Raw genomic sequence first — 16218 nt, 5'->3', positions numbered from 1 at the left:
ATTCTGTTTAGTTGTTAGTAATAGGGTTTAATGAAGCATCAAGCACTAGTGGTTTACCTGCCTCTAGTGAAAGCTCCTTATTAATATCTGCATAGGTGACTTCAATAATCTTGGTCACTTCTGATTCTAGAGTAAGTTGTGTTAATTGATTTTGATCCCAATCTAAGTCAACTTCAATATCACCTCTAGCTTTAATTCCAGTAATTGAACCAGTTGTCCAGTTCTGTGGTAAGCTTGGAAGAATCCTTAGAAATCCTTCGTGAGATTGAAGCAGCAACTCAATTACACCGGCGGTGTAGCCGAAATTTCCATCAATTTGAAAAGGAGGATGTTCATCAAACAAGTTATCCGCAATGGATATCTCAAAAAACTTATTAATATTTTCTTCGGCTGAAACATTGTCAAACAAACGTGCGTTGAAACTAATCATCCAAGCGCGACTCCAACCGGTACCTGCTCCTCCATGATCCAATCGATAGTCTATGGTTTTTTTTGCTGCCTTAAACGCCTCTGGTGTTGCTGGAGTAATGGCATCTCCAGGATGCAAAGCATAGAGGTGCGAAAGATGTCGGTGCCCTTTTTCAGGTTCTTCATAGGGTTTGTCCCACTCTAGTATCCGTCCATCATCACCAATGACAACTCCTGGAGTTAGATGCGATCGTTTATTTTTAACCTCAGCCACAAAATCATCTTCAATATTTAAAACTTGAGCTGCCGATATTACATTATCAAAAACCTCTGCAATGATTTGATGCCCCATGGCATTTCCTTTGGAAACTGCAGCTGGTTTTCCATCGGCAGCAAAATAAGAATTTTCAGGCGAGGTTTCTGGATAAGAAACCCACTGTTGTGTCTCGGGATTCATTTGCAACCAATCCATATAGAACAAGGCAATTTCTTTCATAAAAGGGTATGCCCTTTGTTCTAAAAATTCGACATCTTGGGTGAATCGATACTGCTCCCAATAGTGTTGAGCAAGCCAGCCGCCACCGTGAATCCAAGAACCCCAATAGGGTTGAGAGGCAAACATAACCGCTGGCGCCCAAAGGTCAGTGGTTTGGTGCATTACTGCTCCCTTATGGATCCCATATTGCTGTTCAGCAGTCTTTTTACCACGAAGAAGTAATCGATCTGCAAAATCAAAAAGTGGTTGTTGCAATTCACTTAGATTAGCCACCATCGATGGCCAATAATTCATTTGCAAGTTAATATTCAAATGATAATCCGCATTCCAAGGAGCTGCAATATGGTTATTCCAAATTCCTTGTAGATTAGCCGGGTTTGTACCCGGTCTAGAACTGGAAATTAGTAAATACCGTCCATAGTCAAAAAGCTTCGTTTGTAAATCCAGATCCACCTGTCCGTCTTTATAACGTTGCAATCGTTTATCCGTTGGCAGAGAATCCAAAGCAGCATCCCCAAGACTAAATTGTACGCGGTCATAAAATTTTCTAAAATCAGTACTATGACCATCGAGTAGCTCTTCAAAATCCTTTGACGCAACCGAATTTAAATTTTCCTCAGCTTTAGATTGGTAATCATCATGGTAAAAAGAGGTCTTAGTCACCAGATAAATTACTGCTTTTTTCACCCCTCTTAATTCCAAAAACCCATCTGCGGCTTGAACAGTTCCATCCTGAGCGATAGCTTTGAGTCGGGTTTGAAATTTGACCCCTTGTTTCATAGGCACAGCTTTGTTTTCAACCTTTCCTCCAAGTTGGGTAACCATCCCGTTCATAATCAACTGATCATTATGGAGCGCTTCTACTGAAACAGTGGGCGTGCCTTGGTCTAAAGGTCTAGAAAGTTTGATATCAAAATCAAGCCCTTTTTCAGCGGTAGTCTCTAGCTGAATAATCAAGGCATCATCAGGTTGAGAAGCTATAATTTTTTCTGTAAACTGTGCTCCATCAACTTTATAGGACACCGTAGCCATAGCATTATCAAAATCAAGCCCTCGGTAGTAATCAGATATAACACCATCGCGTTTGAAATCTATAAATAGATCTCCTGCCGTTTGATGTGATCTAGTGACTTCTAAGTGAGAAAATTTCTCCACTATAAATTTATCCGCTTGGTGAACCTTACCCTGATCAATCAAAGCGCGCAGCTGTGCCAAATCTTCCGCTGTTCCCTTACTGTCCCCTATAGTTGTTGGACCTCCCGGCCACATGGAATCCTCATTGAGTTGTAGATGTTCCACATCAGGATTTCCAAAAACCATGGCGCCTAATCGTCCATTACCAATAGGGAGTGCTTGCATCCAATCTTCTGCAGCTTGCTCATACCACAGCTCATCTACTGCGGCAGTCGTAGCCTCAATGTGTTGTTGATTGCAGCCAATAATTCCCAAGGCCAACAAAGCCAAGGATATATGTCTTACCATGTTATTTATGTTTCTGTTTATCATTTATAAATTGTAAAACCGCACCGCATTTTCACCCATAACCTTATCTACCTCAGAAGCTGAATAAAAGTCCGTAATAATAGAATGTACTTCATTGTAACTTGCCGCTAACAAACAAACCGGCCAATCCGAACCGAACATGATTCGATCAGTCCCAAAGGCGTCTGTTATCAGTTGTAAAAATTCCGTAAAATCACCTTTTGTCCACTTAAACTCATCCGTTTCAGTAACCATTCCGGACACCTTACAATAAAGATTTGGATGTTGAGCAAGCTCCTTTATTTCACTGGCCCACTTGGAATCCAAACCTTTAGATATTCTTGGCTTCGCAATATGGTCAAGAACAAATTTCTGATTTGGGAAGGTATTCACTAGTGTAATGGCCTCCATAAGCTGCGGTGGCTTAATTAAAATGTCATAGGTTTTATCAAAGCCGCCCAAAACTCGAATACCATTCTGGAACTCAGGAGTATCCATAAAACCTAAGGGCTCATCCTGTACAATATGCCGTATTCCCTTGAACTTATCAAATGATGAAAAATGTGATAAGCGCTCCCCTAAGTTGTCGGCAAACAGATCCACCCATCCGACAACACCTTTGATAAAATCGTGTTGGTCAGCAAGGGATAATAAAAAACGAGTTTCGTCTTCCGATTGGTCGGACTGAACAGCCACACAACCATCAATCTTGTTTTTTTGTAACAAGCCTTCAAGGTCCCTTGGTCCAAAATCCCTTCGTATGGCGCTCATTTGATCTGTAATCCAAGCGTCACGCTTGGGGTCATAATTCCAAAAATGTTGGTGGCTATCGATGTACATGGTTTAACTTATTGGTATGCTTTTGCTGTTTGTTTTGAAACTCCTAATCCTTCAATTCCCAATTCAACCACATCGCCGGGTTTTAAGTATCGTTGTGGATTTAGACCCATCCCTACCCCGGCAGGAGTTCCTGTAGAAATCACATCACCTGGAAGTAAAGTCATGAATTCACTGATATAACTCACCACGGTCTGTATATCAAATACAAAATCTTCTGTGTTGCTATTTTGCAGGAGTGCTCCGTTTAGTTTTAACCAAAGTTGCAAATTGTTTGGATCCTTAATCTCATCTGCAGTAGCCACAAATGGACCTAAGGGAGCAAAGGTGTCACAACTCTTTCCTTTGACCCATTGTCCACCGCGCTCTATTTGAAATTCGCGTTCGCTATAGTCATTGTGAAGTACATACCCTGCAATGTGATCCAAAGCATTTTCCTTGGTAACATAGGAGGCTTTCTTTCCAATAACCACTGCCAATTCCACTTCCCAATCCGTCTTCACACTATTTTTTGGAATGACGACATCATCAAACGGACCTACTATGGCAGAAGTTGCCTTAAAAAACAATACAGGCTCCTTAGGCGTTTCCATACCACTCTCAGCGGCGTGCTTTGCATAATTAAGCCCTACGCAGATCAGTTTTGAAGGACGTACTAGTGGCGATCCTAGTCTAGTTCGCTCTGAAACCTCAGGGCAAGAATCAAGATTATCCTTTAACCATTCACGCAAACGATTGACTCCTGAATTCCCAAAAAAGTTTTCATTATAATCTTCTCCAAAAGCGCTAACATCGATGCGCTTACCATTTTCCAATTGCAGTCCAGGTTTTTCTTGACCTGCCGCTCCAAATCGAATTAATTTCATAATATATTTTTTTATACGCTTAAAATAAATAGTTTATGTTCTAGTGTTTATCCGTTTAATTTGATAAACCCACCATCTATGGGAAAATTAGTCCCTGTAATAAACGAAGCTGCATCACTAGCTAAATACAAGGCCAAATTAGCAACCTCTTCTGGAGTTCCCATACGACCTATAGGCTGAGTTTTTGACAACTTCTCAAACATTTCTTTTTCTTTACCCGGGTAGTTTTTTGATATAAACCCATCGACAAAAGGTGTATGAACCCTTGCTGGCGATATACAGTTGCAACGTATGTTATCAGATAAAAAGTCCTTGGCCACAGAATAAGTCATCGTTAAGACTGCTCCCTTAGACATCGAGTACGCAAAACGATCAGAAATCCCCACTGCCGAAGCAATGGAAGCCATGTTGATAATCACCCCACCATTATTATTTTTAAAGTGTGGAAGTATTCCATAAATACAGTTATATACCCCTTTTACATTCACATTATAAATTCGATCCAGATCCTCTTCGCTGGTTTGCTCTATGGTACCCACATGAGCAATTCCAGCATTGTTGATCAAAATATCCACAGAACGAACTGATGCAATCTCTTCGAGCACTGATTGTACTTCATTATGGTTGGACACATCACATTTGCGCCAATCTCCCTGACCACCATTGATGGTGATTTCATTTAAAGTCTCTGTAGCATTGTCTTGGTTAAATTCCAAAATATAGACATAGGCTCCATTTTGAGCAAAAGTCTTTGCGATCGCCCTACCTATTCCACTACCACCGCCTGTTACAATTGCGGTTTTATTTTCTAAACTAAATACTGACATCTTATTCTTATCAAATTTTACTTCATTCATTCGGCATTCTTATTTTAAAACAACCTCAACCACGGTAACTATTGAGTCCTGCTTTTCGGTTGGAATTTCAATCACGACTCCCTGGTTTGATCTTTTGTGTTTGATCTTAGATTTATCCTTAAAGAGAATAACCTCTTTTATTTTAGCATCAAGACCATTTAGCTCGATTTTTTGTTGATCAAGTTGGTAGAAATGTAAGTATACGCTATTATCTTTCCGAGTGGATGTCATAGAACCTTCAATGCTAACGGGTCCCTTTTGTGTTCCGTAAATGGTCTGACCATAGATATCCATCCAATCCCCAATAGCCTTTAAATTATTTATATGCTGTGTTTGGATCTCACCATTGGGCATGGGCCCAACATTGAGTAATAAGTTAGCTCCATTTCCAAAGGTCTGTACCATAAACTGTATCAACTCTTTTTCAGACTTCTCCTTGGTATCTTGTAAATTAAAACCCCAAGAGGAATTCATAGTCTGGCAGCTCTCTAGTGGTAATTGGCTAATGCCGGCTCCACCGAAGCCCGTAGTATTTTTTCCAGGCAGATCTTTTTCAAACATTTGAAAATCCTCCCCTTCAAAAGGCATCTCATGGTGATTATTACCAATCAACAATGCCGAATTGATATCGTGAATCATGCTGTAGGTTTTTTCCAAATGCCAATCATTCCCACTGATTCTATAGTCAACTTCACGATGCCAATCTTCCTTACCAGGTGCTTGATCCCACCATCCATCAAACCAAAATCCAGCGATATCATAGTTTTCAGCCAATTCTTTAATTTGAGCATCTTGATACGCCAAATACGCATTCCAGTCTCCAGATTCCGGTCTACCGGTTTTCCTTCCTGTCCATCCTCTTGGATAAAAATCAGGATGATTCCAATCCAATTGAGAATAATAGACAAATAACTTCATGCCATGTTTCTTACAGGCCTGTTCTAACATACGCAACACATCTTTCTGATAAGGAGTGGATTTAATCACCGTATAATCCGACACTTTAGAATCGTACATCGCCAAACCGTCATGATGTTTTGAGGTAAAGGTGATGTATTTCATACCAGCTTCTTTGGCCAAGGTGACAATTTTTTCGGCATCAAAGGCTGTTGGGTTGAAGAATGTAGGTAGCAGACGATAGCGATCCGCGGGGATGTCTTGATTGTTCATCACCCATTCACCGTCTCCTAAAATACTATACACACCCCAGTGAATAAACATTCCAAAGCGTGCATCTTCAAACCATTCTCTAGCGTCCAAATTTTCCTGTGACGGTACATACCGTTCTTGCGCCACCATAGTGGAACATAACAGTCCTAAAAGGCAAATGTAAAGGCTAATGGTTTTCATAAATTTAGTTTTTTAGGTTAATGTATGTGGTTTAAGAATTCATCCATACTTCGCCATTAGGGAAGCTGTATTTCTCAAGTGACTCCTGTTTCATTGTAATACTATATCCAGGCATTTTAGGAGGCATATAAGCCCCATCTTTCAGCTGCACAGGATCTAGAAAATGCTCGTGCAAATGATCTACAAATTCAATTACCCTATCCTCCATACTTCCGCTGATAGCTATAAAATCGATCATCGATAGGTGTTGTACATACTCACAAAGACCGACACCTCCAGCGTGTGGACATACAGGTATTCCAAATTTAGCGGCCATCAACATAATGGCCAAATTCTCATTCACCCCACCCACTCTACAGCTGTCGATTTGACAAATCTGCATCGCATTTGCCTGCATGAGTTGTTTGAAGATAACTCTATTTTGACAATGCTCACCAGTGGCTACTTTAATAGGAGCGACTGCTTTTGAAATTTTAGCATGACCTAAAATATCATCTGGACTCGTGGGTTCTTCAATCCACCAAGGATTAAATTTCTTTAGGGATTCCATATTCTCAATGGCCTGATCCACATCCCACTTCTGATTGGCATCCATCATTAACTTTAAATCCTCTCCAATCTCTTCTCTAATAATTGCAGCCCGCCTAATATCGTCCTGCAAATTGGAGCCGACTTTAATTTTCATATGCTTAAAGCCTTCCACCTTCGCTTCTCGGCAAAGCCTTCTCATTTTCTCATCCGAATACCCTAACCAACCTGCAGAGGTTGTATAGGCGGGATAACCATGAGCTAGTAGATAATCAATACGTTGTTGTTTCCCCTCTTGCTTAGATTTCAAAAACGCAATGGCTTGCTGAGGCGTAATAACATCAGTAATATAGGTGAAGTCGATACAACGCACCAATTCTTCAGGACTCATATCGGCCAATAATTTCCATAGTGGTTTACCTTGAACCTTCGCATAGAGATCCCAAACCGCATTGACAATGGCTCCGGTAGCCAAATGAATGACGCCTTTCTCGGGTCCCAACCATCGCAATTGACTATCTCCTGTAATCATTTTCCAAAATGCCCCCATATCAGAAGTAAACTCTTCTAATTTCTTTCCCTTAATTAAAGGTGACAAACTTGCAATGGCAGCGGTACATAACTCATTCCCTCTTCCTATGGTAAAGGTCAGACCATGTCCTTCGAAATCTGGATGATCAGTTTTTAAAATCACATAGGCTGCAGAGTAATCCGGGTCAGTATTCATGGCATCAGATCCATCCAATGTCTTACTGGTTGGAAATCTAACGTCTTTAATTGTAATATCTGTTATTGTCATTTCTTTGAAATGCTAAAATTGCTTTTTTCAAATGTATTGGCAATTCCATGATATATCCACCAAAGAATTCACAAAATATGATACTATTTTTGCCCTATGGAGCTAAGTTATGTGCTTATGCACAAATTCAGTAGGTGTCATTCCCTTGATAAGCTTAAATTGTCTATTGAAATTAGAGATGTTGTTAAATCCACATTCATAACATATACTAATGACCTTTTGCTTCTTCTCAATTAACAATTTACAAGCATATCCTATTCGAATTTCATTGAGATAACTGGTGAAGGTTTTTCTGTGGATTCGTTTAAAAAAGCGGCTAAATGCTGCCGTATTCATGTGCACCACCTCAGCCACATCTTTAGCACTGATAGGGTGGGAAAAATTCTCAAATATGAATTCGTAAATCTTCTTTAAGTTTCCATTATCTACCTTATCAAAAGAGTTTTTAAACCCTGCACTTGAAAGTATTTTATAGTCCGAATGATTCGAGAGTTGCCCTAGTACGTTGAGCAGGGTGAGGGTCTTATCCAGCGGCGTTAAGACAGTGTCTTCAGCCAGGCTTTTGAATTGGGATACGGTACGCTCCTCAAGTTTGCTAAAACAAATCCCCAAAGCAGCTCTTTGCATCAGCTCTTTTATCGGTTTCATTTCAAAAGCATTTATAAAACTTTCACCTAAAAAATCCTGACGAAAATGAATGGAAATCGCATCGGCATACAATTCGCTATTCTTTGAAAAATAAAGTTCATCATTCATCCACATATGAGGAAGGTTGGCACCAATCAATACAACATCTCCTTTTTCGAAGCGCTCAATGCTATCACCAATAAATCGCGTCCCTGTGCTTTGAAGTATAATCACAAGTTCAAGCTCCGGGTGATAATGCCATACTTTTAAGAAATGAGGGTGCCTATTTCTAGTAATAGAAAATGAATTTAACTGGGAGTTTGTTCGATCTAAAAAATGAAGTTTCATGGATTCTATTTCGAGGTCTCCAAGATACAAAATTTTCAGATTTATCTGAGGGACTGAAACTAAATTAGCACTAGCCTTCAAGGCGCTACTACAGTGTCAATAGTTGTTCCACTAAGGTGATTTCAGCTATTTTTCAACCGGGTTCAAGCTTTTGTTAATTTCAAATTTTTAAAACCCACGAATTTTCTATTTTTGTAAAAAAATATAACGAATGCTTATTATAGGAATAGCAGGTGGTACAGGTTGTGGAAAAACTACGGTGGTCAACCAAATTGTCAATGAACTTCCAGAGAATGAAGTTGGTGTAATATCTCAAGATTCCTATTATAAGGACACCTCCCACTTGACCTATGAAGAGCGGACAAAACTCAATTTTGATCACCCAAGAACCATCGATTTTGATTTATTGTACAAACACTTATTAAAATTAAAGGACAACCAAATTATCGAACAACCCGTGTATTCCTTTGTAAAACACAACCGTACAAAAGATACAGTGATAACGCACCCTAGAAAGGTGATGATTATCGAAGGAATCCTTATATTGACCCATCCAAAGTTAAGGGAGCTGTTTGACATCAAGATATTTGTTCATGCAGATTCGGATGAGCGTTTAATACGAAGAATAAAAAGGGATATTTGTGAAAGAGGAAGAGATGTCGACGAAGTACTCAACAGGTATCAAACGACGCTAAAACCTATGCACCAACAATTCATCGAACCAACTAAAGAATTCGCAGATATTATTATACCAAACAATAAATACAATACCGTAGCGGTTAACATTGTGCGTACTATTATTAACGAGCGCCTGATATAAGCATGACATTTCAAGAGATTAGAAAATCCAGATGGTTTAAATTTTTTTCCAATATTTATGTATTGGTGCTCACCCTATTTGTAATATGGATGCTCTTTTTCGACACCAATTCCTGGTGGTTTACGCATAGAGAGCTCAATAATGAAATTGAAAAGCTCCAAGAACAAAAAAATCATTTACAAACAGAGATTGCTGATGATAAAAAGATTTTAAGGAATCTTAAAAGCAAGGAGGACCTCGAAAAGTACGCTCGCGAAAAATACTACCTAAAGAAAGAGAACGAAGAGATTTACCTGATTGAATATCAGGACAGTATACCGCCAGAATAGCTACAAATAATCACAGTTGGAATTGACATTTAAAGTACTGTGCTGTGGTGAATTGCATTTAGTCCTGTATCTTTACCAGGATTCACAGGCGGTTAAGATATAGTCCCTTATAGATTGTGAATTCGATACAAGATCTTATCTTTAATCTCTAAAACTAACAAGCATGCAAAATTCTCTATTTAGCGACTTTGATGAGATTACGGCAAAACAGTGGAAACAAAAAATCCAATATGAGTTAAATGGCCAGGATTACAATGAAGTTCTCATCAGCAGAACTGCAGAAGATATTAACATTAAACCATTTTATCACTCCTATGATAATGTGGATTCCATTGCTATACATCACCAAGGATGGAAAATTGCAGAAAAAATATATGTAAAAAACGAAAGCGCTTCTAACAGTAGCATTCGTACGGCTCTTGAAAGCGGCTCCGAATGTCTTTACCTCATAGTGGCATCCCAAGACATTTCATTAGAAGCTGTATTTGATCAGATCCCATTACAAGGACTTCAGTTAGAGTTCCAATGCGAATTCCTCTCTGCAGATTTTATAGACAAAATCACCTCCTTTTTCGCAGATAAACAAACCAAACTTCATTTTCATATCGATAGTATTGGCCAATTAGCCAGAGATGGAAACTGGTACCAAAACCAAGAAAAAGACTTTGAGCAACTCTCCCAGATTCAAAACAAGATTCAAGGGAACAAATATGTCGAAAGTTCAATTTCCATAGATGCAGGCTTATACCAAAATGCAGGCGCTAATATGGTACAGCAATTAGCCTACACTCTTGCACATGCCAATGAGTACTTAAATTATTTCGAAGGATCTACACCCAACTACTGCATACGCAATAGCGTATCAGGACATTACTTCTTTGAAATTGCCAAGCTGAGAGCCTTTCGAGTATTGTGGGCAAATTTGATTGGAGCACATCAAAGCGCATCAAAATTGTTTATACACAGCACGCCTTCTAAAAGGAATAAAACCTTGTATGATTACAACGTAAACATGCTCAGAACTACTACAGAGTACATGAGTGCTATTTTAGGAGGATCGGATAGTATTTCTTTTCTTCCATATGACGCCATATACCACAAGGATAATGAATTTTCAAAAAGGATCGCCAGAAATCAGCTGTTAATTTTAAGACATGAGAGTTACTTTGATACCGTAAGGAATCCTGCTGATGGAGCCTATTATATTGAAGATGTCTGTCGCGAAATGTGTGATAAGGCATTCAAGCTCTTCAAACAAATCGAGAAAAGTGGTGGTTTTATCACCCAACTTATGGGGCATCAGATCCAAAAAAAAATCAGAGAAAATGCTGCCAAAGAAGCTACTAAATTCGAAGAAAAGCAAATAGTACTAGTAGGCACCAATAGCTTTGAAAATCCACAAGACCAGATGTCTGAAAACTTGGAGCTTTATCCTTTTGTAAAGACCAATCCACGAAAGACACTGATCGAACCCATCATAGAGAGACGCTTGTCAGAACAAAATGAAAAACAACGCCTAAAAACCCAAGACACATGAACAGGAAAGATTTCCAAGAGCTTGAGTTGAAGTTTGACACATTATACGGCCCAAAGGCTCAAACAAACAATACTGAATATAATACCGCTGAAAATATTAGCCTAAAACAGCTGTATACAAAAGACGATATTGCACAGCTGGATCATCTAAATTTTACTGCTGGTTTTCCTCCCTATTTACGTGGTCCATATACCACAATGTATGTGAGAAAGCCATGGACTATTAGACAATATGCCGGTTTTTCAACAGCAGAAGAAAGCAATGCGTTTTACAGAAGAAACCTCGCCGCCGGACAAAGAGGACTGTCTGTTGCCTTTGATCTAGCAACCCACAGAGGATATGATTCGGATCACCCTAGGGTGAATGCTGACGTGGGAAAAGCAGGAGTCGCCATTGACAGTGTGGAGGATATGAAAGTATTATTCGACCAAATCCCACTAGATCAGATTTCGGTTTCCATGACCATGAATGGCGCAGTGCTACCTATTATGGCATTTTATATCATTGCGGCTCAAGAACAAGGCGTATCGCCAGATCAACTCTCGGGGACCATTCAGAATGATATTCTCAAAGAGTTTATGGTGCGCAATACTTATATCTATCCACCCGAACCATCGATCAAGATTATTGCCGATATTTTTGAATACACCAGTCGTAAAATGCCAAAGTTTAACAGTATCAGCATCTCTGGTTATCATATGCAAGAAGCAGGAGCGACAGCAGATATTGAGCTAGCCTATACCTTGGCCAATGGACTAGAATACATAAAAACAGGACTATCCGCTGGGATGGATATTGATGTTTTTGCACCCAGACTTTCATTTTTCTGGGGAATCGGGATGAATCACTTTATGGAAATAGCCAAATTAAGGGCAGGTAGAATGCTATGGGCCAAACTACTGCGACAATTCAATCCCAAAAAAGACAAGTCCAGCGCACTTAGAGCGCATAGCCAAACCAGTGGATGGAGTTTAACGGAGCAAGACCCCTTTAACAATGTTGCTAGAACGTGTATAGAGGCTGCCGCCGCAGCATTTGGAGGCACACAATCCCTGCACACCAATGCCTTGGATGAAGCCATAGCCCTTCCGTCCGACTTTTCGGCTAGGATTGCCAGAAACACCCAATTGTATTTGCAATTGGAAACTGGAATTACCAAAACGGTGGATCCATGGGCAGGAAGTTACTATGTAGAGCGACTCACGGCAGATATCGCACAAAAAGCATGGCAACATATACAGGAGATTGAATCGCTTGGTGGGATGACCAAGGCGATTAGCTCAGGTATCCCTAAAATGCGTATCGAACAAGCCGCAGCTCGAAAACAAGCCAGAATTGATAGCGACCAAGACCTGATCATAGGTGTCAACAAATACATATCACCTGATGAAGACTTTTTGGAAGTACTAGAAGTAGATAATCACGCAGTACGCCAAGGTCAGATCCAACGCCTAGAACAACTTAAGAAAAACAGAGACAATGCCAAAGTACAGGATTGTTTACAGAAAATCGAACAGGTAGCACAATCAGGCCAAGGAAATTTATTAGATTTAACTATTAATGCCGCAAGAGAGCGTGCTACTTTAGGTGAAATTTCAACGGCCCTTGAAAACAGTTTCGGACGTTATAAGGCTCAAGTACAATCGTTCAGCGGCGTATATGCCAAGGAAGTGAAAAAAGATAGCAGCTTTGAAAAAGCTAGAGCACTCGCAGATCGCTTTGCAGAGCAAGACGGACGAAGACCGCGTATTATGATTGCCAAAATGGGACAAGATGGCCATGATAGAGGCGCCAAAGTGGTTGCAACAGGTTATGCAGATATCGGATTTGATGTGGATATAGGCGCCTTGTTTCAAAGCCCGACAGAAGCCGTGAAACAGGCTGTAGAAAACGACGTTCACATCCTAGGGATCTCCTCTCTGGCTGGAGGGCATAAAACCCTAGTTCCAGAGATAATGGCGGCTTTAAAAAAATACCAAAGAGAAGATATCATGGTTATCGTCGGTGGTGTTATTCCCAAAAAAGATTATGAATTTTTATTTGATAATGGTGTGGTAGCCGTATTTGGTCCAGGTACTAAAATCAGTGAGGCAGCCATAACAATTTTGGAGATTTTGATAGATTAAATTTAAATAAGATATTTTTGTCCTAATTAAATTTTCAGTGTATATTTGTACCAATAAAAAAGATGTTTATGTTTTCAAAGGCATGTGAATACGGAATTAAAGCAGCAATTTATATTACACAAAATTCGCTTAGAAATACGCGAGTGAGTTTAAAAGAAATTGCAGCCGAGATCGATTCACCCGTTGCATTTACAGCTAAAATATTACAAGATTTAGCTAGAAACCAGGTGGTCACCTCCATAAAGGGCGCCAGAGGAGGCTTCGAAATTCACAATCCTGAAGAACTTAAATTATCTCAAATCGTCAATGCTATAGATAGTGATGATGTTTATAAAGGATGTGGCCTGGGACTTGTAAAGTGTGATGAGCTTAACCCTTGCCCTATTCATGATAAATTCAAAGTTGTTCGCGAAAATTTAAAAGTAATGTTGGAAAGCACTTCTTTAAAAGAACTCGCGCTTAAGCTTGACGATGGAACAACTGTTTTAAAGATTTAACAACGATTTAAAAAAATTTAAAGTAAAATAGGACATAATTGTCCGATTTAATGAACTATAAGCAATGAACAAAGAACGAAAACTATGGATATTATTTTCGGCCGTAATGATACTCTCCTTTGGAGTCTTGGGATATTACGGATTTGAAATTTACCAAGAAATGCCCCCAGTTCCAAAATCTGTACAAACCGAAGATGGAACAGTTATCTTTACTGAACAAGACATCTTAGATGGCCAAAATGTCTGGCAAAGTATAGGAGGTCAGGAAGTTGGATCAATATGGGGTCACGGAGCCTATCAGGCACCTGACTGGACTGCTGACTGGCTGCACCGTGAGGCACTATTGATCCTCGATCAATATTCTCACCAAGAATACAACAAGGATTATCAGCAGGCAACTCCAGCACAGCAGGCTGCTTTAAAAGTAGTACTTCAGGAATACATTCGAAAAAACACCTTTGAAAAAAGTAGTGAAGTTATTACGATATCTGAGGAGCGTGCAAACGCAATAGAAGAACTGTCCTCTTATTATAGCGCACTATTTACTGATGATCCCGAGTTTGATAAACTTAGGCAGGATTATGCTATTCCAAAGAACTCTCTTAAGGATCCCGAGAAGCTAAAGCAACTTAACGCATTCTTCTTTTGGGCAACCTGGGCAACGGTTACAGAGCGTCCTGATTCAAAGGTGAGTTATACCCACAACTGGCCGGCAGATGATTTGGTAGGTAACAAAGCTACCACTGAGCTATTAGCATGGTCCGGCGTGAGTATCATACTACTTATTTTATGTATTGGTGTGATGGTGTTTCACCATGTAAGATCTGGAGGTGACGAAGAAATGCTAAGACCTGCTGAAGATCCACTTCTCAAACAAGGGATTACACCTTCTATGAAATTAACCAAGAACTATTTCTGGGTGGTATGTCTGCTGATGGTTCTCCAAATGTTACTTGGAATTATTACGGCTCATTATGGGGTTGAAGGTGATGGCTTATACGGTATTCCACTAGATCAGTTCCTTCCATATGCTGTCTCAAGAACTTGGCACACCCAACTTGCGATTTTCTGGATTGCTACTGCTTGGTTGGCAACCGGACTATATATAGCACCTGCAGTTTCCGGGAAAGATCCTAAATACCAAAGTCTAGGCGTACACCTACTCTTCTTCTCCTTATTGGTTATCGTAGTAGGATCTATGATTGGACAATGGATGGGTGTGATGCAAAAACTAGACCTTATTGACAACTTTTGGTTTGGACACCAAGGGTATGAATATGTGGATCTAGGAAGGTTCTGGCAGTTATTCTTGTTTGTTGGTTTATTTATTTGGTTGGCTTTAATGATTCGACCTCTAATTGCCATTATAAGACAAAAAACAGCGGAAAAAAACCTCATCATTTTATTCCTGATATCTTGTTGTGCCATCGCGTTATTCTACGGAGCAGGACTCATGTGGGGAAGACAAACAAACTTGGCTATTGCTGAATACTGGAGATGGTGGGTTGTTCACTTATGGGTAGAAGGATTTTTCGAAGTCTTTGCCACTGTGGTAATCGCCTTCCTTTTTGTAAGACTTGGTCTTTTAAAAACCAAAACAGCAACATTAAACGTTCTTATTGCTACTATTGTATTTATGTCTGGAGGTATTTTAGGAACCTTCCACCATTTATACTTCAGTGGAACACCAACAGCAGTCATGGCTCTTGGAGCCACTTTTAGCGCCTTAGAAGTCGTTCCTTTAACACTCATAGGATATGAGGCTTATCACAACTATAAAGTAACCAAATCTACACAATGGATAAAGGACTACAAATGGCCTATCTACTTTATGATCGCTGTGGCGTTCTGGAACTTCCTTGGAGCTGGGGTCTTCGGATTTATTATTAATCCACCGATTGCCCTGTATTACATCCAAGGTCTAAACACCACCGCACTTCACGCACACACTGCACTGTTTGGTGTCTACGGAATGTTAGGTATTGGTTTGATGCTCTTTGTCCTAAGGAGCTTATACAGAAATGTAAAATGGAATGATCGCTTAATTGGCATCACGTTCTGGTCATTAAACATCGGATTGCTCGGTATGGCACTTCTAAGTCTACTTCCTATCGGAGTATGGCAAGCAGTTGAAAGTATCGAACACGGTATGTGGTATGCGAGATCCTCTGAGCTCATGCAGCATCCAACAATGATCACCTTGAAATGGTTGAGAACCTTTGGTGATGTCATATTTGCAATTGGAATTCTAAGTTGTTGTTATTTCGTATTCGATTTAACTATTAAAAATAAAATTAATTCAAAATAGTAC

Annotated in this window: 13 protein-coding genes; 6 read left to right on the top strand and 7 right to left on the bottom strand. The window is 39.8% G+C overall.

Features of this window, described 5'->3' with window-relative positions; genetic code table 11:
* Positions 1–7 precede the first annotated feature (7 nt).
* The 7 genes from ACN0TV_RS08850 to ACN0TV_RS08820 all read right to left on the bottom strand — a co-directional run bounded on the left by ACN0TV_RS08850 (position 8) and on the right by ACN0TV_RS08820 (position 8598).
* Entirely contained in the window at positions 8–2386 is a 2379-nt protein-coding gene (locus ACN0TV_RS08850; RefSeq protein WP_417362152.1) for a glycosyl hydrolase family 95 catalytic domain-containing protein, read from the bottom strand.
* Positions 2387–2410: 24 nt separating this feature from the next.
* Entirely contained in the window at positions 2411–3226 is an 816-nt protein-coding gene (locus tag ACN0TV_RS08845) for an amidohydrolase family protein (RefSeq protein ID WP_417362150.1), read from the bottom strand.
* 8 nt (positions 3227–3234) lie between these two features.
* The gene (locus ACN0TV_RS08840) at positions 3235–4089 is read right to left on the bottom strand and encodes a fumarylacetoacetate hydrolase family protein (protein WP_417362148.1); all 855 of its coding nucleotides are present in this window, start codon (positions 4087–4089) and stop codon (positions 3235–3237) included.
* A 47-nt stretch (positions 4090–4136) separates the two neighbouring features.
* A complete protein-coding gene (locus ACN0TV_RS08835; RefSeq protein ID WP_417362223.1) occupies positions 4137–4916 on the bottom strand; it encodes an SDR family NAD(P)-dependent oxidoreductase in 780 nt (259 codons plus the stop codon).
* A gap of 39 nt (positions 4917–4955) precedes the next feature.
* A complete protein-coding gene (locus ACN0TV_RS08830; RefSeq protein ID WP_417362146.1) occupies positions 4956–6296 on the bottom strand; it encodes an alpha-L-fucosidase in 1341 nt (446 codons plus the stop codon).
* 31 nt (positions 6297–6327) lie between these two features.
* Positions 6328–7623: an L-fuconate dehydratase gene (locus tag ACN0TV_RS08825; RefSeq protein ID WP_417362144.1), complete on the bottom strand. Its 1296-nt coding sequence runs from the start codon at positions 7621–7623 to the stop codon at positions 6328–6330.
* A gap of 102 nt (positions 7624–7725) precedes the next feature.
* Positions 7726–8598, bottom strand: a complete 873-nt coding sequence (locus ACN0TV_RS08820) for an AraC family transcriptional regulator (RefSeq protein ID WP_417362142.1) — start codon at positions 8596–8598, stop codon at positions 7726–7728.
* A gap of 211 nt (positions 8599–8809) precedes the next feature.
* Between ACN0TV_RS08820 and udk the strand changes: the two genes are divergently transcribed.
* From udk to ACN0TV_RS08790, 6 genes are all read left to right on the top strand, one after another.
* Positions 8810–9418, top strand: coding sequence for a uridine kinase (udk, locus tag ACN0TV_RS08815; RefSeq protein ID WP_417362140.1), 609 nt, complete (start codon positions 8810–8812; stop codon positions 9416–9418).
* Positions 9419–9420: 2 nt separating this feature from the next.
* On the top strand, positions 9421–9747 hold the full coding sequence (locus tag ACN0TV_RS08810) for an FtsB family cell division protein (protein WP_417362138.1): 327 nt from the start codon (positions 9421–9423) through the stop codon (positions 9745–9747).
* A 163-nt stretch (positions 9748–9910) separates the two neighbouring features.
* Positions 9911–11284, top strand: a complete 1374-nt coding sequence (locus ACN0TV_RS08805) for a methylmalonyl-CoA mutase subunit beta (RefSeq protein WP_417362133.1) — start codon at positions 9911–9913, stop codon at positions 11282–11284.
* A complete protein-coding gene (gene scpA / locus ACN0TV_RS08800) occupies positions 11281–13410 on the top strand; it encodes a methylmalonyl-CoA mutase (protein WP_417362131.1) in 2130 nt (709 codons plus the stop codon). The genes ACN0TV_RS08805 and scpA overlap by 4 nt, the downstream gene beginning before the upstream one ends.
* A gap of 68 nt (positions 13411–13478) precedes the next feature.
* On the top strand, positions 13479–13907 hold the full coding sequence (locus ACN0TV_RS08795) for an RrF2 family transcriptional regulator (protein ID WP_417362129.1): 429 nt from the start codon (positions 13479–13481) through the stop codon (positions 13905–13907).
* A 64-nt stretch (positions 13908–13971) separates the two neighbouring features.
* Complete coding sequence (locus ACN0TV_RS08790) at positions 13972–16215, top strand: nitric-oxide reductase large subunit (protein ID WP_417362127.1); 2244 nt, start codon at positions 13972–13974, stop codon at positions 16213–16215.
* Positions 16216–16218: the final 3 nt, after the last annotated feature.

Source organism: Galbibacter sp. (assembly GCF_048266365.1).
GTDB lineage: Bacteria > Bacteroidota > Bacteroidia > Flavobacteriales > Flavobacteriaceae > Galbibacter.
This window is presented reverse-complemented; position numbering and strand designations above follow the sequence as displayed.